This is a genomic window from Janthinobacterium sp. P210006 (assembly GCF_036231885.1).
Lineage (GTDB): Bacteria > Pseudomonadota > Gammaproteobacteria > Burkholderiales > Burkholderiaceae_D > Janthinobacterium > Janthinobacterium violaceinigrum.
On the sequence record NZ_JAZARD010000004.1, the window covers coordinates 162015 to 185023 of the forward strand.

The 23009-nt window shown below is 62.7% G+C and carries 25 protein-coding genes; 2 read left to right on the forward strand and 23 right to left on the reverse strand.

Translation table 11 applies throughout. From position 1 onward, the window contains the following. The first annotated feature begins 134 nt into the window (after window positions 1-134). Complete coding sequence (locus tag VPH41_RS20450) at window positions 135-938, forward strand: metallophosphoesterase family protein (protein ID WP_328571343.1); 804 nt, start codon at window positions 135-137, stop codon at window positions 936-938. On the opposite strand, the gene VPH41_RS20455 is transcribed toward VPH41_RS20450, so the two are convergent. Continuing rightward, a complete protein-coding gene (locus tag VPH41_RS20455) occupies window positions 935-1462 on the reverse strand; it encodes a dihydrofolate reductase family protein (RefSeq protein WP_328571344.1) in 528 nt (175 codons plus the stop codon). The two genes, VPH41_RS20450 and VPH41_RS20455, sit on opposite strands and share 4 nt — an antisense overlap. A gap of 41 nt (window positions 1463-1503) precedes the next feature. Here VPH41_RS20455 and VPH41_RS20460 point away from each other — a divergent pair, with 41 nt between their 5' ends. Next, window positions 1504-2103: a TetR/AcrR family transcriptional regulator gene (locus VPH41_RS20460; RefSeq protein ID WP_328571345.1), complete on the forward strand. Its 600-nt coding sequence runs from the start codon at window positions 1504-1506 to the stop codon at window positions 2101-2103. Here VPH41_RS20460 and VPH41_RS20465 read toward each other — a convergent pair. The 22 genes from VPH41_RS20465 to VPH41_RS20570 all read right to left on the reverse strand — a co-directional run bounded on the left by VPH41_RS20465 (window position 2100) and on the right by VPH41_RS20570 (window position 23008). Further along, a complete protein-coding gene (locus VPH41_RS20465; RefSeq protein WP_328571346.1) occupies window positions 2100-2879 on the reverse strand; it encodes an enoyl-CoA hydratase in 780 nt (259 codons plus the stop codon). The genes VPH41_RS20460 and VPH41_RS20465 overlap by 4 nt on opposite strands. Before the next feature lie 72 nt (window positions 2880-2951). Continuing rightward, window positions 2952-4148 carry an acetyl-CoA C-acyltransferase gene (locus VPH41_RS20470; protein ID WP_046682137.1) on the reverse strand — a complete coding sequence of 399 codons (1197 nt, stop codon included), beginning with the start codon at window positions 4146-4148 and terminating at the stop codon, window positions 2952-2954. 60 nt (window positions 4149-4208) lie between these two features. Then, window positions 4209-4706 (reverse strand): PaaI family thioesterase, encoded by a 498-nt coding sequence (locus tag VPH41_RS20475; RefSeq protein WP_328571347.1) that lies wholly within the window; start codon window positions 4704-4706, stop codon window positions 4209-4211. A gap of 11 nt (window positions 4707-4717) precedes the next feature. Further along, a complete protein-coding gene (locus VPH41_RS20480) occupies window positions 4718-7117 on the reverse strand; it encodes a 3-hydroxyacyl-CoA dehydrogenase/enoyl-CoA hydratase family protein (protein WP_152256778.1) in 2400 nt (799 codons plus the stop codon). A gap of 14 nt (window positions 7118-7131) precedes the next feature. Further along, window positions 7132-8922, reverse strand: a complete 1791-nt coding sequence (locus VPH41_RS20485; protein ID WP_034753387.1) for an acyl-CoA dehydrogenase C-terminal domain-containing protein — start codon at window positions 8920-8922, stop codon at window positions 7132-7134. 79 nt (window positions 8923-9001) lie between these two features. Beyond that, window positions 9002-9604 (reverse strand): TetR/AcrR family transcriptional regulator, encoded by a 603-nt coding sequence (locus VPH41_RS20490; RefSeq protein ID WP_070278980.1) that lies wholly within the window; start codon window positions 9602-9604, stop codon window positions 9002-9004. Window positions 9605-9883: 279 nt separating this feature from the next. After that, a complete protein-coding gene (locus tag VPH41_RS20495) occupies window positions 9884-10273 on the reverse strand; it encodes an RNA-binding S4 domain-containing protein (protein WP_152256780.1) in 390 nt (129 codons plus the stop codon). Beyond that, complete coding sequence (gene clsB / locus VPH41_RS20500; RefSeq protein ID WP_099378508.1) at window positions 10270-11433, reverse strand: cardiolipin synthase ClsB; 1164 nt, start codon at window positions 11431-11433, stop codon at window positions 10270-10272. The genes VPH41_RS20495 and clsB overlap by 4 nt, the downstream gene beginning before the upstream one ends. A 9-nt stretch (window positions 11434-11442) precedes the next feature. Beyond that, window positions 11443-12264, reverse strand: coding sequence for an endonuclease/exonuclease/phosphatase family protein (locus VPH41_RS20505; RefSeq protein WP_152256781.1), 822 nt, complete (start codon window positions 12262-12264; stop codon window positions 11443-11445). Window positions 12265-12349: 85 nt separating this feature from the next. Beyond that, window positions 12350-12643 carry a hypothetical protein gene (locus VPH41_RS20510; RefSeq protein ID WP_152256782.1) on the reverse strand — a complete coding sequence of 98 codons (294 nt, stop codon included), beginning with the start codon at window positions 12641-12643 and terminating at the stop codon, window positions 12350-12352. A gap of 19 nt (window positions 12644-12662) precedes the next feature. Further along, window positions 12663-13127 (reverse strand): dihydroneopterin triphosphate diphosphatase, encoded by a 465-nt coding sequence (nudB, locus tag VPH41_RS20515; RefSeq protein ID WP_328571348.1) that lies wholly within the window; start codon window positions 13125-13127, stop codon window positions 12663-12665. A gap of 87 nt (window positions 13128-13214) precedes the next feature. After that, window positions 13215-15011: an aspartate--tRNA ligase gene (gene aspS / locus VPH41_RS20520; RefSeq protein WP_287774706.1), complete on the reverse strand. Its 1797-nt coding sequence runs from the start codon at window positions 15009-15011 to the stop codon at window positions 13215-13217. Window positions 15012-15080: 69 nt separating this feature from the next. After that, entirely contained in the window at window positions 15081-15704 is a 624-nt protein-coding gene (locus VPH41_RS20525; RefSeq protein ID WP_152256784.1) for a DUF502 domain-containing protein, read from the reverse strand. A gap of 40 nt (window positions 15705-15744) precedes the next feature. Next, a complete protein-coding gene (locus VPH41_RS20530) occupies window positions 15745-16053 on the reverse strand; it encodes an FmdB family zinc ribbon protein (protein WP_152256785.1) in 309 nt (102 codons plus the stop codon). Window positions 16054-16144: 91 nt separating this feature from the next. Then, window positions 16145-16747 carry a methyltransferase gene (locus VPH41_RS20535; RefSeq protein WP_328571349.1) on the reverse strand — a complete coding sequence of 201 codons (603 nt, stop codon included), beginning with the start codon at window positions 16745-16747 and terminating at the stop codon, window positions 16145-16147. A gap of 19 nt (window positions 16748-16766) precedes the next feature. Continuing rightward, window positions 16767-18338, reverse strand: a complete 1572-nt coding sequence (gene ubiB, locus VPH41_RS20540) for a ubiquinone biosynthesis regulatory protein kinase UbiB (protein ID WP_152283412.1) — start codon at window positions 18336-18338, stop codon at window positions 16767-16769. After that, complete coding sequence (locus tag VPH41_RS20545) at window positions 18335-18973, reverse strand: ubiquinone biosynthesis accessory factor UbiJ (RefSeq protein WP_328571661.1); 639 nt, start codon at window positions 18971-18973, stop codon at window positions 18335-18337. Before VPH41_RS20545 ends, ubiB begins: the two co-directional genes overlap by 4 nt. Before the next feature lie 147 nt (window positions 18974-19120). Continuing rightward, complete coding sequence (locus VPH41_RS20550; protein ID WP_287774474.1) at window positions 19121-20065, reverse strand: Tim44 domain-containing protein; 945 nt, start codon at window positions 20063-20065, stop codon at window positions 19121-19123. A gap of 43 nt (window positions 20066-20108) precedes the next feature. Beyond that, window positions 20109-20843 (reverse strand): bifunctional demethylmenaquinone methyltransferase/2-methoxy-6-polyprenyl-1,4-benzoquinol methylase UbiE, encoded by a 735-nt coding sequence (gene ubiE, locus VPH41_RS20555; RefSeq protein WP_328571350.1) that lies wholly within the window; start codon window positions 20841-20843, stop codon window positions 20109-20111. Window positions 20844-20872: 29 nt separating this feature from the next. After that, window positions 20873-22114: an RNA polymerase sigma factor gene (locus tag VPH41_RS20560; RefSeq protein WP_328571351.1), complete on the reverse strand. Its 1242-nt coding sequence runs from the start codon at window positions 22112-22114 to the stop codon at window positions 20873-20875. Between the two features lie 2 nt (window positions 22115-22116). After that, window positions 22117-22461, reverse strand: coding sequence for a YciI family protein (locus tag VPH41_RS20565; RefSeq protein WP_328571352.1), 345 nt, complete (start codon window positions 22459-22461; stop codon window positions 22117-22119). A gap of 97 nt (window positions 22462-22558) precedes the next feature. Beyond that, the gene (locus tag VPH41_RS20570; RefSeq protein WP_328571353.1) at window positions 22559-23008 is read right to left on the reverse strand and encodes a DUF971 domain-containing protein; all 450 of its coding nucleotides are present in this window, start codon (window positions 23006-23008) and stop codon (window positions 22559-22561) included. Window position 23009: the final 1 nt, after the last annotated feature.

The following is a 23009-nucleotide window of genomic DNA, read 5'->3' on the forward strand; positions in this document are numbered from 1 at the left end:
GTCGATAATTGATGCCATAGGGTAACGTCGCCAGCCTCGCGCGGTCAAGCAGTGGGGCACGCCTGCCGTCCATCCCGCCAATTGCGCTACGATAGAGGTCCGTTGACTGCCGTGCGCCTTGCCGCCCTCTTGCCATGCGTTTGCTGATCCTGTCCGACCTGCACCTGGAAGTCTGGGGTGAAGACTCCCCCGCCATCGACCTTGCCTCCTGCCGTCCCGACGTGGTGATCCTGGCTGGCGACATCGCCACGGGCAGCCAGGCCATCGCCTGGGCCGCGCGCACCTTTGGCGCCCTGCCCGTGCTGTACGTGCACGGCAATCACGAAGGCTATGGACATCAGCTCGAACACATGCAGGACGCCGTGCGCGACGCGTGCGCCAGCGCCAATGCGCACGGCGCCAGCATCCGCCTGCTCGACGGCGATGCCGTGACGCTCGGCGGCGTGCGCTTCCTCGGCATCACCCTGTGGACGGATTTCCTGCTGTTCGGCGCCGAGCGCCAGCAAGAGGCCCTGCAGGCGGCGCAAGCCTACATGCCCGACTACAAGCGCATCAGCACGGGCGGCGACACGCCGCGCCTGCTGTGTGCCACCGACACGGCGCAGCTGCACGCGCAGCACCGCGCCTGGCTGGAGCGGCAGTTGGCGCAGCCGTTCGATGGCAAGACCGTCGTCATCACGCACATGGCGCCCTCGATGCTGTCGGTGGAAGCGCAGTATGCGACGAACCTTGGCTCGCCCGCGTTCGCCTCGCATCTGGACGAACTCGTGGCGCAGGCGGACCTGTGGGTGCATGGCCACATGCACGCCTCGCTCGACTATCGCATAGGCGGCTGCCGCGTCGTGTGCAATCCCTGCGGCTACAGGCGGCCGGACGGCACGCCCGAAAACGAGCGTTTTGACGCCGGCTTCATCGTCGACCTGGCCGGCACGGTTTAACGTTTTTCATAGCGCAGCTGCACCACGCCGCTGGGCAGCTGGCGCGTGCCATTGAGCCGCCAGTCGCTGCGCGGCAAGCCATCCTCGAACAGGCGCACGCCCTTGCCCAGCACCACGGGCAGCACGGACAAGGTGAGACTGTCGATGACGCCTTCGCGCAAGGCCGCGCGGATGACGGCGCCGCCATCGAGGTAGACGTGGCGGCAGCCTTCGGCCGCCAACTGCGCCAGCACCGCTGCCACGCTGCCTTCGCGACGCTGTTCCCCATGCCGCGGCGCGAAGTCGCGGTGGCTCAATACCGCCACGCGCTTGCCCGCATACGGCCACGGCTCGAAGCCCAGCACGGCGTCGTAGGTGGTGCGGCCGATCAGCAAGGTATCGACCTGCTCCATCAATTGCGTGTAGCCGGTTGCCTCGGGCGTATCGGGGGCCAGTTCGGCCAGCCAGGACAGGTCGCCGTTTTCTCCCGCGATGCAGCCATCGAGACTGATGCCGAGAAAGACGCTGACGAAAGGTTGTTGCATGATGTGCCCTCCAATTAATTCTACAGTGTAGAATTATGCCCATGAACTCCACAAAACTTCAAGCCATTGCAAATCCCGTGCGACGCGCGGGTCGTCCCCGCCGCATCGCGCCCGCGCTCGACAACGCCGCCATCCTGCAGGCCGCCCTGGCCCTGCTGGAAGAAAAAGGCGAAGCGTTTTCCATGCGCGCACTGGCGCACAGCCTGGGCGTCGATGCCATGGCGCTGTATCACTATTACGCGGGAAAAGAGGAATTGCTGCTGGCCTTGATGGCGCAGCGTTTTATCGCGCTCGACCCGCAGCAGCCGCCGTTTACGCCCCGCCAGGCGCCCCGGCGGCGCTTGCTGGCGCTATGCGCGCTGTACCTGGAGCTGGTCAGCGCCACGCCGTATTTCGTGCGCCTGATGGCGCGCGGCCTGGTCACGCAAGCGGATGTGGCCGAACGGTTTGCGGCGCTGTTCGAGCTGGCCGTCGATGGCCTGGCGCTGGACAGGAAAACCCGCTTGCGCGGGCGCGATGCGCTCGTCGATTTCCTGCACGGCTACGCGCTGGCGGGCCGGCCCGCCAGCGAGACCGGCTGGCATGCCTCGGTCGCCCTGATCCTGGCGGGCATGCGCGCCGGCGTGCAGGCAGGCGCTTAATTGAACTGCTTGAAGTCCGGCTTGCGCTTTTCAAAGAAAGCCGTAAATGCTTCCTTCGCTTCCGCGCCGCCCAGCATGGCGCTGAACAGTTTGTTTTCGTCCGCGATGGCCGCCTTCATCGGCTCCATGCGGCTTTGCTTCATCAGGCGCTTGGTGGCGCGGATGGAGGCGGCCGGCAGGGCCACCAGCTTGGCGGCCTGGCCTTGGGCGAACGTCATCAGATCGTACAGGGGCACGACTTTCGACACGAGGCCCATTTCCAGCGCTTCGCTGGCCGGGAAGGATTCGCCCAGCATCAGTTTTTCCGCCGCGCGCGGGTAGCCGGCCAATTGCGTGAGCAGCAGGCTGGAACCGAATTCCGGGCACAGGCCCAGCTGCGTGAACGGCATCGAAAAGCTGGCGTTGTCGGCTGCATACACGAGGTCGCAATGCATGAGCAAGGTGGTGCCGATGCCGATGGCAGGGCCGGAGACGGCGGCCACCACGGGCTTGCTGCTGCCGTACAGGGCACGCATGAACTGGAACACGGGACGGTCATGGTCGAGCGAGCCATCCTTCGGGCGCGCCGTCTTCATGAAATCATCGAGGTCGTTGCCGGCCGTGAAAATCTCGCGCTTGCCGCAGATCAGGATGGCGCGCACGGCGTCGTCGCTCTCCGCCGCCACCAGCGCATCGGCCAGGGTCTGGTACATGGCGCCCGTGATCGCATTCTTGCGTTCCAGGCGGTTAAATTCCAGGGTCAGAATACCCTCGCTCGTGCTGCACAAAATATCCATGTCGTCTCCAAATGATAAAGGGCGCCGGAGTCATCCCACAGCGCCCTGTTTTATTGCTTTAGCCCGTCAAACTTAGACGCGTTCGAAAATTCCGGCTGCGCCCATGCCGGCGCCCACGCACATCGTGACCATGCCGTACTTCTGCTTGGTGCGCTGCAGCGCGTGGATCACGGTGGCTGCGCGGATGGCGCCGGTGGCGCCCAGCGGGTGGCCCAGGGCGATCGCGCCGCCCATCGGGTTCACTTTGGCCGGGTCCAGGCCCAGGTCGCCGATGACGGCCAGTGCCTGTGCCGCAAACGCTTCGTTCAACTCGATCCAGTCCAGCTGGTCTTGCGTGATGCCGGCGGCGGCGCACGCTGCCGGAATGGCGAATTTCGGGCCGATGCCCATGATTTCCGGAGGCACGCCACGCACGGCGAACGAGGAGAATTTCGCCAGCGGGGTCAGGTTATGCTCGCGCAGGATTTTTTCGCTGACGATCAGCAGCGCACCGGCGCCGTCGGACATCTGCGAGCTGTTGGCGGCCGTGACAGAACCCTTGGCGGCGAACACCGGCTTGAGCTTGGCCAGCGACTCCATCGACGAATCGGCGCGCGCGCCTTCGTCCGTGTCGACCGTGCGGCGCGTCACATCGACCTGGCCGGTCGCCAGGTTAGGCGTGCGCGTGATGATTTCCACGGGCGTCGTTTCCGCCTTGAAGAAACCGGCTTGCTGCGCGGCGATGGCGCGGCGGTGCGATTCGACGGAGAACGCGTCCTGCTGTTCGCGCGACACTTTCCACTGCTGCGCCACTTTCTCTGCCGTCAGGCCCATGCCGTAAGCCATGCCGATGTTTTCGTCGCTGAACATGTCCAGGTTCATCGATGGGTGGTGGCCCATCATCGGCACCATCGACATCGATTCGATACCGCCGGCGATCATCACGTCGGCTTCGCCCACGCGGATGCGGTCGGCTGCCATGGCAATGGCCGTGATGCCCGATGCGCAGTAGCGGTTGACGGTGACGCCGCCCACGGTTTTCGGCAAGCCGGCCAGCAGCACCGAGTTACGCGCGATGTTGAAGCCCTGCTCCGCTTCCGGGAACGAGCAGCCGATGATGGCGTCGGTGATCAATGCAGGGTCCAGGCCAGGCGCCTGCGCCAGTGCCGATTGCAGCACGCGCACCAGCAGGTCGTCCGGACGGGTGTTCTTGAACATGCCGCGCGGCGCCTTGCCGATCGGGGTGCGGGTTGCAGAGACGATGTACGCGTCTTGAAGTTGTTTGCTCATTTTGTTCTTTCAAAGATGTTGAACGAAGTTCGTGTTCTGTCGAATGTCCGGGGTAGAGGCCTATCGCTTCTGCGACAAATACCAGTCCACCGTCACCTGTGCCGCCAGCGTGCCTTCAGAGTCGAAGATATCGACTTCCACGGGAAACGCCACCTTGCCATCCTGCGCCAGCTGCGCCTTCAATGCCGCCAGGTCGCCCGGTACCCGGCCTTCGGCGCGCGTCGCGCCCCTGGCCACCTTCTGGTACTGGATGCGCGACTCCTTGGCCACCGGGCGCAAGCCCAGTATCAGCTCGGCGAAGCCGCCTGCCATGGCCGCGCCGGAAGCCGTTTCGGCCAGGGTAAACAAGGCGCCCGCATGCTGCGTGCCCAGGTGATTATTCAGTCTGGGATCTTCCGGCATCGACACCTTCGAGGTGCCGGCGCCGATTTCGTCGATGCTGATCCCCAGCAGCCGCACGAAGGGCAAGGTGTCCATCATCTGTTGTTTGATACGGTCATACACCATGCTTGGTCTCACGCGCAGTAATACTTTGAATACGAGGGACAGGATCGTCATCGACGCTGTGCTTAGTTGCGTACCGGTTTACCGGTCTGCATCATGCCCATGATCCGTTCCTGGGTTTTCGGATGGTTCAACAGCTCCAGGAATGCCTTGCGTTCCATATCCAGCAGCCACTGTTCGCTGACGAAGCTGCCCTGGTCCACGTCGCCGCCCGATACGATCTCGGCGATCATCTCGCCCAGCTTGAAATCGTGCGCCGAAATGAAGCCGCCGTCGCGCATGTTGACCAGCTGCGCCTTGATCGTGCCCCAGCCGTAACGACCCGTCACCTGGATCAGCGAAGGCAGTTGCGGACGGAAGCCCGCGTCGAACATGGCGCGCGCTTCGACCTTGGCCACGTGCAGCAGCTCATAGGCGTTGAACACGATCACGTCGTCTTCCTTCAGGTAGCCCATTTTCTTCGCTTCCAGCGCCGATTTCGACACGTTGGCGGTGGCTGCATTGGTGAAGCCCGTTTTCAGGAATTGCAGGATGTCGTTGCCCTTGGCTTCCTTGTAGGCGCGCTGCGCCGCTTCCTTCAGGCCGCCGCCGGCAGGAATCAGGCCTACGCCCACTTCCACCAGGCCGATGTACGACTCGATCGAGGCCACGCGCTTCGATGCGTGCAAGGCCAGCTCGCAACCGCCGCCCAGTGCCAGGCCAGCGACCGCGGCGATCACCGGCACGTTCGCGTATTTCAGCGACATGAAGGTGTTCTGCAGTTCGGCGATGATCGGATCGACGGCTTTCACGCCGCCTTGCATGAACGCAGGCAGGGCCGATTGCAGGTCGGCGCCGGCCGAGAAGGCGCCGCCTTCGGCTGCGTCGGCGTGCCAGATCACCAGGCCCTTGAAGTTCTTCTCGGCTTCGGCCAGCGCGAGCTTGAGTCCGTTGATCACGCCTTCGCCGATCACGTGCATCTTGGTCTTGAACGAGATGATCAATACATCGTCGCCCGTATGCCAGACGCGCACGGATTCGTCTTCGAAGACGGTAGTGCCGGCGGTCTTGCCGTCGATGGCGCCGCTGCCCAGCACTGGTGCGCGGAATGGCTGGCGGTCGTACACGGACAGGGTCGAACGGGGCACGAAGCTGTTCGACACGGCGGAGTACGAACCTTCCGGCGTGTGCACGCCGCCTTTTTCAGCGACCGGGCCTTCGAAGACCCAGGCTGGCAAAGGTGCATTGCACAGCGCGTGGCCGGCGTCGATGTCTTCCTTGACCCAGTTGGCCACTTGCAGCCAGTTCGATGCCTGCCACGTTTCAAACGGGCCCACGTTCCAGCCGAAGCCCCAGCGCATGGCGAAGTCGATGTCGCGCGCATTGTCGGCCACGGTGTCCAGGTGGATGGCGATGTAGTGGAAAGCGTCGCGGAAGATCGCCCACAGGAACTGGCCTTGCGGGTTCGTCGATTCGCGCAGCGCCTTCATCTTCTTGACCGGATCCTTTTCCTTCAGGATGCGGGCGATGATGTCGGCAGCCTTGGCGCCGCCAGCCACGTATTCACCGGTGGCGAAGTCCAGGCGTTGGATTTCCTTGCCGACCTTCTTGTAGAAGCCCGCGCCGCTCTTCTGGCCCAGCGCGCCTTTTTCCACCAGCGATGCCAGCACGGCCGGCGTCTTGTAGACGGCAGCGAACGGGTCGTTCGGCAGGTAGTCCTGCATGGTCTTGATCACATGGCCCATGGTGTCCAAGCCGACCACGTCCGCCGTGCGGAAGGTGCCCGACTTGGCGCGGCCCAGCTTGGAGCCGGTCAGGTCGTCGACGACGTCCACGGACAGGCCGAATTTTTCGGCTTCGTGCACGATGGCCAGGATGCCGAACACGCCAACGCGGTTGGCGATGAAGTTCGGCGTATCCTTGGCGCGGACCACGCCCTTGCCCAGGGTGGTCGTCAGGAAGCCTTCCAGCTGGTCGGAAATCTCCGGCTTGGTGAACGCGGTCGGGATGATCTCGACCAGGTGCATATAGCGCGGCGGGTTGAAGAAGTGCACGCCGCAATAGCGCGATTTCAGGTCGGCGTCGAAGCCTTCGGCCAGCTTGGTGATCGACAGGCCCGAGGTGTTCGAGGCGAAGATCGCGTTCGGGCCGATGTGCGGGGCCACCTTCTGGTACAGGTCGTGTTTCCAGTCCATGCGCTCGGCGATGGCTTCGATGATCAGGTCGCAACCGGCCAGCAGGTCCAGGTTGTCTTCGTAGTTGGCGACCTGGATCAGCGCGGCATCATCCTTGTTGCCCAGCGGCGCAGGCGACAGCTTTTTCAGGTTCTCGATGGCGCGCAGCACGATGCCATTCTTCGGACCTTCCTTGGCCGGCAGGTCGAACAGCACGACCGGCACTTTCGCGTTGATGCAGTGGGCGGCGATCTGCGCGCCCATCACGCCGGCGCCCAGGACGGCTACTTTTTTAACGATGAAATTGGTCATATTTTCCTCAAGTCTTAGAACAGGTCTGCGTCGAGTGCCATCAGGTTGGCCGAACCGGAACGCGCCTGACGGATCAGGGTTGCCGTTTCAGGCTGCAAGCGGGCGAAGTAGAAACGTGCGGTAGCCAGTTTGGCGGTGTAGAACTTGTCGCCGCTGGACTCTTTTTCGAGGGCGATCTTGGCCATCTGCGCGAACAGGTAGCTGTAGATCATGTGGCCGACGACGCGCAGGTAAGGCACGCATGCCGCGCCCACTTCGTCCGGATTCTGGAATGCCTTCATGCCGATTTCCATGGTCAGCTTGGTGACTTTGTCGCCCAGGTCGCCCAGTGGGGTGACAAATTCGCTCATCGCTTCATCGGTGCCGTTGTCTTCGACGAAAGCCTTGATCTTTTCGCCGAACTTGCGCAGCTTGGCACCGTTGTCGCCCAGGATCTTGCGGCCCAGCAGGTCCAGCGACTGGATCGTGTTCGTGCCTTCGTAGATCATGTTGATGCGCGCGTCGCGCACATACTGTTCCATGCCCCATTCCGAGATGTAGCCGTGGCCGCCGAACACTTGCATCGCGTCCGAGGTGGCGATCCAGGCATTGTCGGTGATGAACGCCTTGATCACGGGCGTCAGCAGCGCCACTTCGTCGGCCGCTTCCTTGCGCACGTCGGCGTCAGGGTGGTGCAGTTCGCGGTCGATCTGCAGCGCCACGTAGGAAGTGAACGCGCGCGCGCCTTCGGCGTAGGCTTTGCCCGTCAACAGCATGCGGCGCACGTCAGGGTGCACAATGATGCGGTCGGCCGGCAGTTCCGGGTTCTTGATGCCGGACAGCGAACGCATTTGCGTGCGGTCCTTGGCGTAGATCAGCGCGTTCTGGTAGGCGATTTCCGTCAGGCCCAGCGACTGCATGCCCACGCCCAGGCGGGCCGCGTTCATGAAGACGAACATGGCGTTCAAGCCCTTGTTCGGCTGGCCGATGATCCAGCCTTTCGCGCCGTCCAGGTTCATCTGGCAGGTCGAGTTGCCGTGGATGCCCATTTTTTCTTCGATGGCGCCGCAGGTGATCGGGTTGCGTTCACCGACCGTGCCGTCGGCGTTCGGCAGGAATTTCGGCACGAGGAACAGCGAGATGCCCTTCGAGCCTTCCGGCGCGTCCGGCACGCGGGCCAGCACCAGGTGCAGGATGTTTTCCGCCATGTCGTGCTCGCCGGCCGAGATGAAGATCTTGTTGCCGGTGATGGTCCAGGAACCGTCCGCCTCAGGCAGCGCCTTCGAGCGCAGCAGGCCCAGGTCGGTGCCGCAGTGCGGTTCGGTCAGGCACATGGTGCCCGTCCACTCGCCCGACACCAGCTTCGGCAGATACACTTCCTTCTGGTGGTCGGTGCCGTGTTCCTTCAGGCACTCGTAGGCGCCGTGCGACAGGCCCGGGTACATGGACCAGGCCTGGTTCGACGAGTTCAGCATTTCATAGAACGAGTTGTTCAGTACGACGGGCAAGCCCTGGCCGCCGTATTCCGGATCGCACGCCAGCGCCGCCCAGCCGCCTTCGACGTATTGCTTGTAGGCTTCCTTGAAACCTTTAGGCGTGGTCACGCTTTTCGTGACGGGGTCGTGATGGCAGCCTTCGCGGTCGCCGGAGTGGTTCAGCGGGAACAATACTTCGGAGGTGAATTTGCCGCCCTCTTCCAGCACCTGGTTGATGATGTCGGCGTCGACGTCGGCGTACGACGGCATTTGCTTCAGTTCTTCTTCCACTTGCAGGAACTCATGCAGGACGAATTGCATATCCCGGATTGGCGCGACGTATTGACCCATAATTTTCTCCTGAAGGCGATTAGCTAAAGTGTTGTACTTGTGAACTGCGTGTGCGTTGCTGCGGATACTGCCTGACGGCTTATTTGCTTGTGACTGAATTCTGGTACGACGCCAGCAGGCGGACAAAGCCTGCTTGCGCCCGTTCGATGCTGCCCGGCACGCGCAGGAAGCGCGCGTCGTGATGCAGGGCCAGGATCAGGCCATACATCTCGTACACCAGCTGCTGGGCGTCCGTGTCCGCTTTCAGGTCGCCCGTGGCGATCGATTGCTCGACACAGCGCAGCAGCGCGCCCTGCCAGGCCCGCACCATGGCCACCAGGGCTTCACGGATGGGGCCGGGACGGTCGTCATACTCGACGGCGCCGCTGATATAGATGCAGCCGGAAGCGATTTCCACGCTGACCCGCTTGACCCAGCGCGCAAACATCGATTGCAGGCGCTGGATGCCGCGTGGTTCTTTCATGCTGGGGAAAAAGACTTCTTGCTCGAAACGATAGTGGTAGAGCTTGAGCACTTCCATCTGCAAGTCTTCGCGCGAGCCAAAGTGGGCAAACACGCCCGACTTGCTCATGTTCATTTTGTCCGCAAGCAAGCCGATGGTCAGGCCTTCCAGTCCGTCGCGGCTGGACAGGTCCAGCGCCACGTCGAGGATGGCGGCACGGGTCAGTTCGCCCTTGCGCATGAATTTGACTGAAGTATTCAAGAGTACCGTTCTAAAAGTGATGTTGCCGATCTGGCGGACTGAAGCGAGGGTAAAAAAAGCACGCTTCGAAAAAATCCGAACGCTCGTACTATTATCCACTACCACGTAAAAGTCAAACGGGAACTTTAGAGCCGGCGTTCTATTGGTGCAGCGCAGCATTCTTCGGCCGCGTGATTGGTGCTGCTTTCGGGGCGGCAAACACGGGTTTTACCGGGGATTGCCCCGGGTTTGCCCCGCCCGCGCCGCCGGCGGCATGCCTCAGTCGAGGCCGCCTGCCTTGCTCAGTTGACGGCGGTCGCGCTTGGTCGGCCGGCCCTTGATGGTGCTGCCGGGCTCGCGGAACAGCTTGCGCTCTTCCGCCAGCTGCTCGCGGCGGGCGATGCTGGCCGGCGTTTCCCCGTACAGCAGGCGCGCCACGGGCGCCGCGCCGCGCTTGTCGGACAAGCCCAGCACGGCCACCTCCCACGTCTCCGCGCCATTGTCGATGGCCAGCTCGTCGCCCACGCGCAGGCTGCGCGCCGGTTTCACGCGCTCGCCGCCCACTTTCACCTTGCCCGTGTCGACGGCCTCGCTGGCCAGGGAGCGCGTCTTGAAGAAGCGTGCGGCCCACAGCCATTTGTCCAGCCTTACCGTTGTCATGTCGTTCATGCGTACTTGCCTACTGAAAAAATGCGCATCACCAGCCGGTACGCGAGAAACGCCGCTTCATAGCCGAGGCGGCGGAAACGGCCGATGTGCTTGAAATCGTCCTGGTGGATGACGATGCCGTCGGCCACGCCCTGCTCGATGTGCTGGCGCAGGCTTTGCGCAAACGCCACATCCTTGATGACCACGTTTGCTTCCTGGTTCAGGAACAGGCTCAGCGCATCGATGTTGCTGGAACCGACCGTCGCCCAGTCATCGTCGACGACGGCCACCTTGGCGTGCAGCTGCGTCTTGCGGTATTCGACGATCTTTACCCCGGCAGCCAGCAGCTTCGGATAAAACGAATGCGCCACGGCATCCTGCATGCGAAATTCGCCCACGCCGATCAGCAGCACCACGTCGACGCCCCGCTGGGCCGCCTGGGCCAGCGCGCGGCGCAGCTTGTGGCCGGGCGCGAAATACGGGTTGGCCAGCATCACACTCTTGCGCGCCTGGCCCAGCGCCTGCAGATAGGCGCGCTGGATCGTGCGGCGGTTGCGCAGGTTGTCGCGCACGACAAAGCCGGCCACCACGGGGTTCTTCGCCAGCTCCTTGCTGACGACGCGCATCTTGCGGTACAGCTTGATGCGCCGCACCAGGTTCATCTTGCCCAATCGCGCCCACTGCGCCTGCACTTCCTCGTGGATGGCGTCCACCAGCGGGCCCTTCACCTGCACGGCAAAATCCCAGCGCGGCGCTTCCAGGCTGATGTTGTGGTCGTAGTCGCAAAACATGTCGTCGTTGATATTGATGCCGCCCACCAGGGCAATCTCGCCATCGGCCACGCAGATCTTGCGGTGCGTGCGCGTGATGCCGCGCCGGAACCACGGATTGAAGATGCGGTGGTGCACACCGGCCGCTTCCAGCTGCGCGTGCATGGCGTTGACCCGGCGGTTGCCCGTGCCGAACCAATCCGTGATCATGCACACCAGCACGCCCCGCGCGGCGGCCCGCTTCAGGGCATCGAGCACCAGGGTGCCCGTGGCGTCGTCGGCAAAGATATAGGTTTCAAAATAGACTTCCGAGCGCGCGCCGTCGATGGCGGCAATCAGCGCGGGGAAGTAATCGGTGCCGCAATACAGCAGCTGGATGTCGTTGTGGGCGATGAAATTGACTGTGCGCATGCCGGCAGTCTACGCGAGTTTCAAAGCAGCAACTATCGGCGCGTGGTCCGACAGTTTTGCCCACAAGGTGCCGTGCATCACTTGCGCGCCTTCCACATGGAAACCGCGCACATAGATGCGGTCCAGGCGGAACCAGGGCAAGGCGGCGGGAAAGGTGCGCGCCGGCACGGGCACCGGGGTTTTCGTCTGGCGCCGCGCCAGGGTACGCACGAGGTCGCCCAGGGCCGAATTCGACGCGCGCTGGTCGAACACTTCCACCACGCCCAGCGCATTGCGCAGCTTGTCGCTGAGCGTGTTGCGCCAGTCGTTGAAATCGCCCGCGATGATGACGGGCTCGCCATTCGGCGCCGATTCCATGACGGCATCGATCAGCGCCTGCGTCTGGCGGCCCCGTCCCGATTCGAACAGGCCCAGGTGGACGACATAACAGTGCACGTCGGCCTGCGGCGTCTTGAGCACGCAGTGCAGGATGCCGCGCTGTTCGTAGGCGTGGTCGGAGACGTCGTGGTTGGTTTGCGAAGCGATGGGAAATTTGCTCAGCAAGGCGTTGCCATGGTGGCCATGGTCATACACGGCATTCATGCCGTAGGCGGAATGGTGCTCGGCGCCGGCAAAGAACTCGTGCTGCGACGCCTCGGGCCAATGCTTGTGGCCGTTTTTCTCGGCCCCATAGCGGGCCGCATTGCGGTCGTGCTTGCCCTGCACCTCTTGCAAAAAAACAACATCTGCATGGAACAGCGCGATCGCCTGCTTCAAGGCATGCACCCTGGGCAAGCCCCGCACGGAGGAGACACCCTTGTGTATATTATAAGTTGCTACGCGGATTTTCATGCATTGATTCTACTCCCAGACAGGCCCCGCGCGGCGCCGGCGTAGGTGCGCGTGCGCACCTAAACGAGCACAATCACGCACACCATCAGGCCAGCATGCGTCCCACGCCCGCCGTCACGCTGACGATCAGCGCCGTGATGCCGGCCGCCCAGACGATTTTCACCAGCAACGGTGCGCCGCGCCAGGCCACCGTGCGCTTGCCCTTGGCAAACGCGCCCGGGTGCAGCAGCCAGCCGATGGCCATCAGCGGCATGCCGATCGGCGGCGTGCGGCCGGGCACGGTGGAGCTAAACAGCAGGAAAATAAAACACAGGCAGAAAACGATGCCCAGGGTGCCCAGCAGTTTTTGCTGCGCAGTCAAATGGAACCAGTTCAACATGGAATGCTTTCTAGGGAAATCAGATGGGACGCGCCAGACCCGTCATGGCCGGCAACTGCAAAATCGCTTCCGCGTTGGACGACGAGAAACAACGGTCGGCCGCCGCCAGGTACGGCAGCCATGTGTATTGCAAGTGTTCGCGCGGACTCAGGGTGATGGCGATGTCGCGCGGCACTTGCACGCTGAACACGTGCTCCGTGTTGCGCGTCACACCAGGCGCATAGCGGTGGCGCCAGATCGGGTAAATCTCGTACACGTTCGACAGGTGCCAGTCGCGCAGCACGATGTCGTGCCCATCGGCAACGATGCCGGTCTCTTCGCACAATTCGCGCGCGGCCGTCTGCAGCAGCGGTTCATCGGCGGCGTCGACGGAACCCGTCACGGATTGCCAGAAACCGGGCTGGCCCGCGCGTTCGATCAGCAAGACGTCCAGATCCGCCGTATGGATGACGACCAGCACGGAAACGGGAATTTTATGGCTCATATCAAGAATGAAAAAGGCGCCTCGCAGCGCCTTTTTTTGCCTCAGCAAGTAAAACGGTAGCAGCTGCCTGGGCAGCCGCATGCTTCATTACACTACTTTTGGCTCGGCGCTGCGCAAACGGATGTGCAGTTCGCGCAGTTGCTTCTCGTCCACTTCCGACGGCGCATGGGTCAGCAAATCTTGCGCGCGCTGGGTTTTCGGGAAGGCGATCACGTCGCGGATCGATTCGGAACCCGTCATCATGGTCACGATACGGTCCAGGCCGAATGCCAGGCCGCCATGCGGTGGCGCGCCGTATTGCAGGGCGTCGAGCAGGAAGCCGAACTTCAGCTGTGCTTCTTCGGCATCGATCTTCAATGCACGGAAGACCTTGCTTTGCACTTCTTCGCGGTGGATACGGATGGAACCGCCACCCAGTTCCCAGCCGTTCAAGACCATGTCGTAGGCCTTGGCGATGCAGGCGCCCGGATTGGTTTCCAGCATGTCTTCATGGCCGTCTTTCGGCGCCGTGAACGGATGGTGGGTTGCCGTCCAGCGGTCCGCTTCTTCGTCGTGTTCGAACATCGGGAAGTCGACCACCCACAATGGCTTCCACACGTCTTCGAACAGGCCCGCTTTCTTGCCGAACTCGCTGTGACCGATTTTCACGCGCAGCGCGCCGATGGCGTCGTTGACGACCTTGGCCTTGTCCGCGCCGAAGAAGATCAGGTCGCCGTCCTGTGCGCCCGTCTGCTCGAGGATCGTGGCCAGCACGTCGGCAGGCAGGAACTTGACGATCGGCGACTGCAAGCCTTCAGGACCCTTGGCTTTCTCGTTGACCTTGATGTAAGCGAGGCCCTTGGCGCCGTAGATGGCGACGAACTGGGTGTAGGCATCGATTTCCGAACGGGGCATGCTGCCGCCTTGCGGTACGCGCAGGGCCACCACGCGGCCGTTCGGCATGTTGGCAGCGCCGTTGAAGACCTTGAATTCGACCGACTTCATGACTTCGGTCAAGTCCGTGAAGGCCAGCTTGACGCGCATGTCCGGCTTGTCGGAACCGTACAGGCCCATCGCTTCGGCAAAGTCCATCACCGGGAACGGGTTCGGCAGGTCGATGTCCAGCGTGTTCTTGAAGACGACGCGGATCATGTCTTCGAACAGGTCGCGGATTTCCTGTTCCGTCAGGAACGAGGTTTCGCAGTCGATCTGCGTGAATTCCGGCTGGCGGTCAGCGCGCAAGTCTTCGTCGCGGAAGCACTTGGTGATCTGGTAGTAACGGTCGAAGTTAGCGACCATCAACAGTTGCTTGAACAACTGTGGCGATTGCGGCAAGGCGAAGAAGCTGCCTGCGTTGACGCGCGATGGCACCAGGTAGTCGCGCGCGCCTTCTGGCGTGGACTTGGTCAGCATCGGCGTTTCGATATCGATGAAGCCCAGCGCGTCGAGGTACTTGCGCACTTCCATCGTCACCTTGTAGCGCAGGCGCAGGTTGTTCTGCATTTGCGGGCGGCGCAGGTCCAGCACGCGGTGCGTCAGGCGCGTCGTTTCCGACAGGTTGTCGTCGTCCAGCTGGAACGGCACGGGCACGGAAGGGTTCAGCACTTCCAGTTCCGAGCACACCACTTCGATCTTGCCCGATTTCAGGTTGTTGTTGATCGTGCCTTCGATACGGTTGGTCACCACGCCCGTCACGCGCAGGCAGAATTCGTTGCGTACGGCTTCGGCGACCTTGAACATCTCCGCTTGTTCCGGGTTGCAGACGATTTGCACCAGGCCTTCACGGTCGCGCAAGTCGATGAAAATCAGGCTGCCGTGGTCGCGGCGGCGATGTACCCAGCCGCACAGGCTGACGGTTTGTCCCAGCATGGCTTCGGTAACGAGGCCGCAATATTCAGTACGCATAGACATAAAATTCTCAGTTCAGGTTAGTGAGTGTTCAATCCGGCCACGTCCCGCACGGGACGCCTGCCTTTATTCTTTGGCTGCCGGGGCCGGTACAGCAACAACTTCCGCAGGCGCCACCACGCCCATCGAGACGATATATTTGAGCGCCGCATCGACGCTCATGTCGAGTTCGACGACATCGCTGCGCTTCATCATCAGGAAAAAGCCCGATGTCGGATTCGGCGTCGTCGGCACATATACGCTGACATAATCGCCCACCAGGTGGTTCGCCGCATCGCCGCCCGGCACGCCGGTCAGGAACGCGATGGTCCAGGAATTCTGGTGCGGATACGGCACCAGCACGGCCTTGCGGAAAGCATTGCCCGACGAGGAAAACAAGGTATCCGAGACTTGCTTGACGCTCGAATACAGGGAATTGACGATGGGTATGCGATGCAGCAATTTTTCCCACAGTTTCACCACGTAATTGCCGACCAGGTTATTCGTCAGCAATCCCGTCAGGAAAACGATGAGTATCGTCAGTATCGTGCCCAGGCCAGGAATGTCAAAGCCGAACAGCGAGTTCGGGCGGAAACGTTCTGGCACCAGCAGCAGCGACTGGTCCAGGGTGCCGATCACCAGATTCAGTACCCAGACGGTGATGGCCAGCGGTACTAAAATCAGCAATCCGGTAATAAAGTATTTACGCATCGGTTTCTCGGTAAGGGATAGTATCGGCGCGGCGCGCGTTTCAGTCCGCTTTCGGCGCAGCGGCAGCCGGGGCGGGCGCAGGGGCCGCGGCAGGCGCGCTCTCGGCGGCCGGGGCAGGCTTGGCGCTATCGGCCGGGCCCGTCGGAATCGCCGTGGTGGGCGCCGTGCCGCCGCGGAAATCCGTCGCGTACCAGCCAGTGCCCTTCAATTGGAAACCGGCGGCCGTCAATTGTTTCTTGAAACTGGGCTTGCCGCACGACAGGCACACCGTCAGTACTGGATCGGAGATCTTTTGCAAGACATCCTTGGCAAAACCACACTCGTCACAACGGTAAGCGTAAATCGGCATCTCTACTCCGAGAAAATCATCAAAAACCCTGAATTATAAAGCTTTTCCGCCATTCCCAGCGGAAAATGCCCACCCGCCGGGCCTGTCAGCCTCAGTCCGCCCGGCGGCGCCAGCTCATCCAGCGCTCCTTGCCGGCAAAGACGGCGATGGAATCGTCCACGGCTTCATCGGCCAGGCAGTCGAAATGCGGCGCCAGCAAGGCCTGCAGTTGCTCACGCGAAATACCAAACGGCGGTCCCTTGGCATTGTCGTCAAAGAAGAAGTAGCCGGCCAGCATGGCACCGGGCGCCAGCAGCTGCACCCAGCGGGCCGCTACCTGCGGCCACATGGCGCGCGGCATGGCGCACAGGAAAGCCCGTTCATAGATCAGGTCCAGCGGCGCTGCCGGCTGCCAGGCAAAGAAATCCGCTTCCACCACCTGCCCTGCCCGCTCACCGACGACGGCGCGCGCGGCGGCCACGGCGGCCGGAGAAAAGTCGATGGCCGTGGCATCCCAGCCATGTTCCAGCATGAAGACCAGCTCGTACGCGGAGCCGCAGCCGGGAATCAGGCAGCGCAGCGGCGCCGGGCTGCCGGCAACGAAGCGGCGCAAGCGCGATGGCACGCCGCCATGGTCCCAGGGCGTGAATTGTTTCTCGAAACGCTCATCCCAGAAGGCGGGCGACAGCGGATCGCGGGTATGAAAGTCAGCCATCACTTACGTCCTTGAGCCGTTAAAACGGCAGTTGGTGCCAGCGCATGAATACTTGCAGGCCCAGCGCGCCAAGCGCGAAAGCGCCCACGAAGTACACGATAAAGCTCAGCAGGCGGTTCGTCTGGCGTTGCTCCGCCAACAAGGTTTTCATCAGTTCCACCTCGTTTTCGCGCGGCTCGCCATGCACCGTCAAGGCCTGGTGCAGCAAGCGCGGCAGTTGCGGGAAGATGTGCGCATAACGGGGCGCCTCGGCGCGCAGGCGCTCCATGAAGCCCTGCGGTCCCACCTGGTTGCTCATCCATTTTTCCAGGTAGGGCTTGGCCGTTTGCCACAAGTCCAGTTCCGGGTCCAACTGGCGGCCCAGGCCTTCGATATTGAGCAGGGTCTTTTGCAGCAGCACCAGCTGCGGCTGCACTTCCACGTTGAAGCGGCGCGACGTCTGGAACAAGCGCAGCAGAACTTGCCCAAAAGAAATATCTTTCAGCGGACGGTCGAAGATGGGCTCGCAGCAGGCGCGCACGGCCGCTTCCAGCTCATCGACGCGCGTATCCTTCGGCGCCCAGCCCGATTCGATATGCGCCTCGGCTACGCGCTTGTAGTCGCGGCGGAAAAAGGCGAGGAAGTTTTGCGACAGATAATCCTTGTCGTAATCGTTCAGGGTGCCCACGATGCCAAAGTCCAGGGCGATGTAGCGGCCGAACGATTCAGGCGCGATCGACACGAGGATATTGCCCGGATGCATGTCCGCATGGAAAAAGCCATCGCGGAACACTTGCGTGAAGAAAATCTCCACACCATCGCTGGACAGCTTGCGCAAATCCACGCCGGCCGCCACCAGGCGGTCCGTCTGCGACACGGGGATGCCATACATGCGTTCCATCACGATGACGCTGCTGGAGCAGTAATCCCAGTGCATTTCCGGCACCAGCAGCAAGTCCGAGTTGGCGAAGTTGCGGCGCAGCTGGCTGGCGTTGGCCGCCTCGCGCATCAGGTCCAGCTCGTCGTGCAGGTATTTGTCGAACTCGCCCACCACCTCTTTCGGTTTCAAGCGCTTGCTGTCGGCCCACAGGCGGCTGATCCAGCCAGCCGCGATGTGCATCAGGGCCACGTCTTCGTCGATCAGCTTTTTCATGCCTGGACGCAAGACCTTCACGGCCACTTCACGGCCATCTTTCAAGGTGGCGAAGTGCACCTGGGCAATCGAGGCGGACGCCACCGGCTCGCGCTCGAAGCGGGCAAACAACTGATCCGGGTGCGCGCCCAGGGACTTGGTGATTTGCGCGACGGCCAGGTCGGAATCGAACGGCGGCACCCGGTCCTGCAGCCGCGCCAGCTCTTCGGCGATATCGGGCGGCATCAGGTCGCGCCGGGTCGACAGCACCTGGCCGAACTTGACGAAGATCGGGCCCAGCTCTTCCAGCGCCAGGCGCAGGCGCAAGCCCCGCGGCGACGACAGGTCGCGCCAGAAAATCAAGGTATCGATCAATTTGGCGGTGCGGGGAACTTGCAGACCAGAAATCGCTATCTCATCCAGGCCGTACTTGATGGAAACACGGATGATTTTAAACAGGCGCAGGAATTTCAATATCATGTAGACAAATCCGGTGAGGAAGACTGTGGCTGGAGGGCGGCGGCCGCCTTTTCCAGCCGGGCAAGGCGCTTGGCCAGGCGTTCGACGTCATCGCGCACGCGCGTCACGCCAGCGGAATATTCGTGCAAGGTAGCAGGACGGATCAGCATGGGCTGTTCGTCGAGAAAATATTCAGCCACGTTTTCCGCCAGCTTCTGCTGGCCCGTGCGGACAAAGGCGGCGGCATCCCTGGCGCCGGACACGAGGCGCGTGGCCAGCACGGGGCCCAATACCTTTTCCAGGTCGTGTTCCGCTTCCCAGCGCAAGCCTTTGCTCAATTGCGAAATCGCATTGGCAAACTCGGCATCGCCTTCGATCTTGACGTAGGAAAACGCCCGTTCGCGGTTTTGCAGGATCAGCGGCACATCGGACAATTTCACGCGGATAGTGACGTTGGCCGGCACGTCGGCCGGCGCCGCTTCCAGCATGCCTGCGCTGTCGACGCGCAGGCGCAAGGCCACGGCGCCCGTGTCGATGCAGGCCAGCTTGCCGGCGTGTACGGCCAGCTGCTGGCGCGCCCACGGCTCCTGCGCCAGCAAATGGTTGATAGTGGCGATGACGGGCGTCATCAGGGAAAGATCGGAAAGTGGTGCCATCATGTTGCGCGCTTCGCGCCCCCAAAAAGAAAAAACCGCCCGTAAAACAACGTGGGCGGTTTCGATCTTACCAGTTCAGCAGGAAATATCTGTCAAGCATCATGCATTCCGCATGCACTTAAGCCATTATTCAGCAAGTTTTGACAATTAATTCAATTGCTGGATGCCTGCCAGGACCCAGCCGCTGTTGCCGCTGACGGGTTTCGACATATTCCACACTTCCGCGAACGGTTCCGCTGCAGCGCCGGGCGCCGAACGGATCATGCCCGTAAACTTCACGCTGGCCAGGTAATCGTTGACGCTCGTTTCGATCCCCAGCAATTCGGCATCGATGGTAACGACATCGGTAAAGTCCGGCTGCGCGCCCCGTTCCTGGATTTGCATGCGCAGTTCCGCATACACTTCCGGCGACGTGAATTCGCGGATATCGTTGACGTCCGCCTTGTCCCAGGCCGCTTGCAGGCGAATGAAATTGCTTTTCGCGTGGCGCAGGAACGCTTCCTTGTCGAAGTCGCTAGGCACGCCCCATGGCGCGGCAGCCGGCGCCGGCTTGTCCAGGCCTACGCCGGACGAGACGGGCTGCAGCGGCGGCAGCGGCGGAATGCGCGAACCGATGTCGGGCACGTTGCCGGCCGGTGCCGGCTGGTTGCCGCCAAAGCCCGCGAACGGCGCATTGCCGCTGGCGTTGCTGTCGCGCTTGCCGCGCACCATGCGGTAGATGAAGAAGGCCACGCCCGCCAGCAAGGCCACCATCAGCAGGGTGCTGATCATGCTGGCCAGGGCACCGCCCAGGCCGAAATGCGACAGCAGCGCGCCCAGGCCCAGGCCCAGCAAGGCGCCGCCCAGCAAGCCCTTCCAGCGGCTAGGCGCCTTCGCGGCAGGGGCCGGTGCAGGGGCTGGCGCCGGTTGCGCCTGACGTGGCGCGGCAGCCGGCGCAGGGGCCGGTGCTGGCGCAGGAGCCTGGCGGCCCACGTTTTGCGACTGGCGGCCAAACGAACGGCCACCGCCCATGGGACGGGCCAGCGCCTCGCCCAGCATGGATACCGTGGTCGCGGCCAGCATCATGCCGACCATAAATTTCTTCAGTTTCATTCCATCTCCTAAAATCACCGGCAAGGGTGAGTTACAGCTTGAGTTACATCTTGATGCCGGTATGCAAAGCGGCAATGCCTGCCGTCAAATTGTAGTACTGCACGCGCTCCAGGCCCGCCGTTTCCATCATGGTCTTCAAGGTTTCCTGGTCCGGGTGCATGCGGATCGATTCAGCCAGGTAGCGATAGCTTCCCGCGTCGCCGGCGATTTTCTGTCCGAACCACGGCAAGACCGAGAACGAATACAGGTCATACGGTTTTTGCAGGGGCGCCGCCACCTTGGAAAACTCCAGCACCAGCAGCTTGCCGCCCGGTTTCAGCACGCGGCGCATTTCCGCCAGCGCCACATCCTTGTGCGTCATGTTGCGCAGGCCAAAAGCCACGCTGACACGGTCAAAATAGTTATCGGGGAATGGCAGTTTTTCCGCGTCACACAACAAGGTGGGGGTGAGCAGGCCCCGATTCAAGAGGCGATCGCGGCCCACGCGCAACATCGACTCATTGATATCGGTCAACCAGACTTCGCCGGTAGGGCCCGCCTGCTTGGCGAACGCCTTCGACAGGTCGCCCGTGCCGCCGGCAATGTCGAGCACCTTGAAACCGGGGCGCACGCCCGCGTTGGCAATCGTAAACGTCTTCCACAGACGGTGCAGCCCGCCCGACATCAAGTCGTTCATCACGTCGTATTTGGCAGCGACGGAATGGAACACCTTGGCGACTTCGCGCACTTTGTCGTCTTCTGCAACTGTTTTGTATCCGAAATGGGTCGTATTGGTCATGGTAGGCAGTCTGTTTGAACTTGCGTGCATTATACAAGCGGCAGGCGCATTTCCCCGTGACGCCGGAGAAGGTATTGCCTTTCCACTGTATTCGCAGCCAGCATTGCCGCCTGCGCATACGCCGCCAGCGCCCCCGCCCGGTCGCCCTGGCGGCGCAGCAAGTCAGCCCGGGCCGCGTGCAGATAATGCGAGTTGGCAAGGCTGGGCACGGTTTCCAGGCGATCGAGCCACGCCAGGCCGTGCTCGACGCCATGCGCCATCGCGCAGGCGATCACGGCATTGAGCAAGATCAGGGGTTCCGGCTTGTGCCGCAGCAAGGCGCCGTACAGGGCGCTGATCTGGCGCCAGTCCGTCTGGCTGGCCGTGACGGCCCTGGCGTGCAGGGCGGCAATGGCGGCCTGCAACTGATATGGCCCCGGCGCGCGCGCCGGCAAGGCCTGCGCCAGCACGGACAGGCCTTCGGCAATCAAGTCGCCGTGCCACAGGCGGCGATCCTGTTCTTCCAGGGTCAGCAAGTGACCTTCCGGCGAGAGGCGGGCCTGACCGCGCGACGCCTGCAGCAGCAGCAAGGCCAACAAGCCCTGCACTTCCGGCTGGCCGGGCTGCAAACTGTCGAGCAGGCGCGCCAGGCGCAGCGCTTCCGCGCACAGGTTCGCACGCAACAGGCTATCGCCTCCGCTGGCGCAATAGCCTTCGCTAAACACCAGATAGATGACGTGCTGCACTTGCGCCAGCCGTTGCGGCCAGTCTTGCGCTGGCGGCAACTCGAAGGGGATGCGCGCTTCGGCGATCTTGCGCTTGGCGCGCAATACGCGCTGCGACAGCGCCGCTTCCGCCAGGCCAAAGGCACGCGCGATCTCGGCCGTGGACAAGCCACACAGGGTGCGCAGAGCCAGCGCCACTTGCGCCTCGGGCGCCAGCGCGGGATGGCAGCAGATGAACAGCAGGCGCAAGCGGTCGTCCTCGATCGCTTGCGTTTCCTCAACCATGGCGGCCGGCAGACGCGCCAGCACGGCGTCACCGTCCGGCACGCTCTTGCCTGCGCGCCGCACGTGATCGAGGCCCGCGTTGCGCGCCACGGCACTGAGCCAGGCCGCAGGATTGGACGGAATGCCCGTCTGCGGCCACACTTCCAGCGCCTTGCGGCACGCTTCCTGCAGCACATCTTCCGCCAGGCCCAGGTCGCCAAAGCGCCGCATCAGGCCGGCCAGCACCTTGCCCCTCTCTTGGCGGAAGACGTGCTCGACGGCCGTAATGGCGTCGCCAGCCATGCTCAAGCCGTGACGGGCCGCACTTCGATGGTGCCCAGCGAAGCCACGGGGCAGCGCGCGGCCCAGGCCAGCGCCTCGTCCAGGTAGGCACAGTCCAGCAGGTAATAGCCGCCCAGCTGCTCCTTGGTTTCCGCAAACGGCCCATCCGTGATGACGGGCTTGCCATTTTGCACGCGCACACTGGTGGCGCTGTGCACGGGCGCCAGTTCCGCACCGCCGCGCAGCACGCCTGCGGCTTCCAGCGCCTGCGTATAGCTGGCAAAGTCGGCCATCAGGCTGGCCATCTGCCCCTCTTCCATGGCGGCATAGCGCGCCTCGTCGGCGTAGATCAGGATCAGGTATTCCATAGTCTCTTCTCCAAAAGAAAATGCCCGCAAGCGCGGGCATCCATACGACGAACGGGGCGGCGGCAATCCGACAAGCTTACCGCATTATTTTTTTGACTTAGTGTTTGTGCCCGCAGCTGGGTCCATGGATGTGTCCGGAAGATTGCTTGACCGTCATGTCCGCCTTGGCGTCGCGGCCGCTGTCGCCCGGGTAGCCGGCTGCCGCCAGGCGGTCCAGGTAATCCTGCCACAGGGTCGCTTGCTCCGCGCCCAGCTTGTACAGGTAGGACCAGGTGTACAGGCCCGAATTGTGGCCATCGCTGAAGGTCGGCTGCACGGCGTAGTTGCCGACCGGCTCGATGCCCGTGATGCCCACCAGGCGCTTGCCTAATTGCAAGGTTTCCTGGCCCTTGCCATGTCCCTGCACTTCGGCCGACGGCGAGTACACGCGCAGGTATTCGAACGGCAGCGCAAATTCGCTGCCATCGTCGAACGCCACGTCGAGCACGCGCGACTGGTTGTGCACGGTCAAGCCGGTGGGTTGGGGTGTTGCTGCTTTTTCAGTCATG

What these genes read in the sequence shown, in the direction of transcription:
- VPH41_RS20450 (WP_328571343.1), top strand. Translation starts at nt 135, where the DNA reads ATGCGTTTGCTGATCCTGTCCGACCTGCACCTGGAAGTCTGGGGTGAA.
- VPH41_RS20455 (WP_328571344.1), bottom strand. Translation starts at nt 1,462, where the DNA reads ATGCAACAACCTTTCGTCAGCGTCTTTCTCGGCATCAGTCTCGATGGC.
- VPH41_RS20460 (WP_328571345.1), top strand. Translation starts at nt 1,504, where the DNA reads ATGAACTCCACAAAACTTCAAGCCATTGCAAATCCCGTGCGACGCGCG.
- VPH41_RS20465 (WP_328571346.1), bottom strand. Translation starts at nt 2,879, where the DNA reads ATGGATATTTTGTGCAGCACGAGCGAGGGTATTCTGACCCTGGAATTT.
- VPH41_RS20470 (WP_046682137.1), bottom strand. Translation starts at nt 4,148, where the DNA reads ATGAGCAAACAACTTCAAGACGCGTACATCGTCTCTGCAACCCGCACC.
- VPH41_RS20475 (WP_328571347.1), bottom strand. Translation starts at nt 4,706, where the DNA reads ATGACGATCCTGTCCCTCGTATTCAAAGTATTACTGCGCGTGAGACCA.
- VPH41_RS20480 (WP_152256778.1), bottom strand. Translation starts at nt 7,117, where the DNA reads ATGACCAATTTCATCGTTAAAAAAGTAGCCGTCCTGGGCGCCGGCGTG.
- VPH41_RS20485 (WP_034753387.1), bottom strand. Translation starts at nt 8,922, where the DNA reads ATGGGTCAATACGTCGCGCCAATCCGGGATATGCAATTCGTCCTGCAT.
- VPH41_RS20490 (WP_070278980.1), bottom strand. Translation starts at nt 9,604, where the DNA reads ATGCGCAAGGGCGAACTGACCCGTGCCGCCATCCTCGACGTGGCGCTG.
- VPH41_RS20495 (WP_152256780.1), bottom strand. Translation starts at nt 10,273, where the DNA reads ATGAACGACATGACAACGGTAAGGCTGGACAAATGGCTGTGGGCCGCA.
- clsB (WP_099378508.1), bottom strand. Translation starts at nt 11,433, where the DNA reads ATGCGCACAGTCAATTTCATCGCCCACAACGACATCCAGCTGCTGTAT.
- VPH41_RS20505 (WP_152256781.1), bottom strand. Translation starts at nt 12,264, where the DNA reads ATGAAAATCCGCGTAGCAACTTATAATATACACAAGGGTGTCTCCTCC.
- VPH41_RS20510 (WP_152256782.1), bottom strand. Translation starts at nt 12,643, where the DNA reads ATGTTGAACTGGTTCCATTTGACTGCGCAGCAAAAACTGCTGGGCACC.
- nudB (WP_328571348.1), bottom strand. Translation starts at nt 13,127, where the DNA reads ATGAGCCATAAAATTCCCGTTTCCGTGCTGGTCGTCATCCATACGGCG.
- aspS (WP_287774706.1), bottom strand. Translation starts at nt 15,011, where the DNA reads ATGCGTACTGAATATTGCGGCCTCGTTACCGAAGCCATGCTGGGACAA.
- VPH41_RS20525 (WP_152256784.1), bottom strand. Translation starts at nt 15,704, where the DNA reads ATGCGTAAATACTTTATTACCGGATTGCTGATTTTAGTACCGCTGGCC.
- VPH41_RS20530 (WP_152256785.1), bottom strand. Translation starts at nt 16,053, where the DNA reads ATGCCGATTTACGCTTACCGTTGTGACGAGTGTGGTTTTGCCAAGGAT.
- VPH41_RS20535 (WP_328571349.1), bottom strand. Translation starts at nt 16,747, where the DNA reads ATGGCTGACTTTCATACCCGCGATCCGCTGTCGCCCGCCTTCTGGGAT.
- ubiB (WP_152283412.1), bottom strand. Translation starts at nt 18,338, where the DNA reads ATGATATTGAAATTCCTGCGCCTGTTTAAAATCATCCGTGTTTCCATC.
- VPH41_RS20545 (WP_328571661.1), bottom strand. Translation starts at nt 18,973, where the DNA reads ATGGCACCACTTTCCGATCTTTCCCTGATGACGCCCGTCATCGCCACT.
- VPH41_RS20550 (WP_287774474.1), bottom strand. Translation starts at nt 20,065, where the DNA reads ATGAAACTGAAGAAATTTATGGTCGGCATGATGCTGGCCGCGACCACG.
- ubiE (WP_328571350.1), bottom strand. Translation starts at nt 20,843, where the DNA reads ATGACCAATACGACCCATTTCGGATACAAAACAGTTGCAGAAGACGAC.
- VPH41_RS20560 (WP_328571351.1), bottom strand. Translation starts at nt 22,114, where the DNA reads ATGGCTGGCGACGCCATTACGGCCGTCGAGCACGTCTTCCGCCAAGAG.
- VPH41_RS20565 (WP_328571352.1), bottom strand. Translation starts at nt 22,461, where the DNA reads ATGGAATACCTGATCCTGATCTACGCCGACGAGGCGCGCTATGCCGCC.
- VPH41_RS20570 (WP_328571353.1), bottom strand. Translation starts at nt 23,008, where the DNA reads ATGACTGAAAAAGCAGCAACACCCCAACCCACCGGCTTGACCGTGCAC.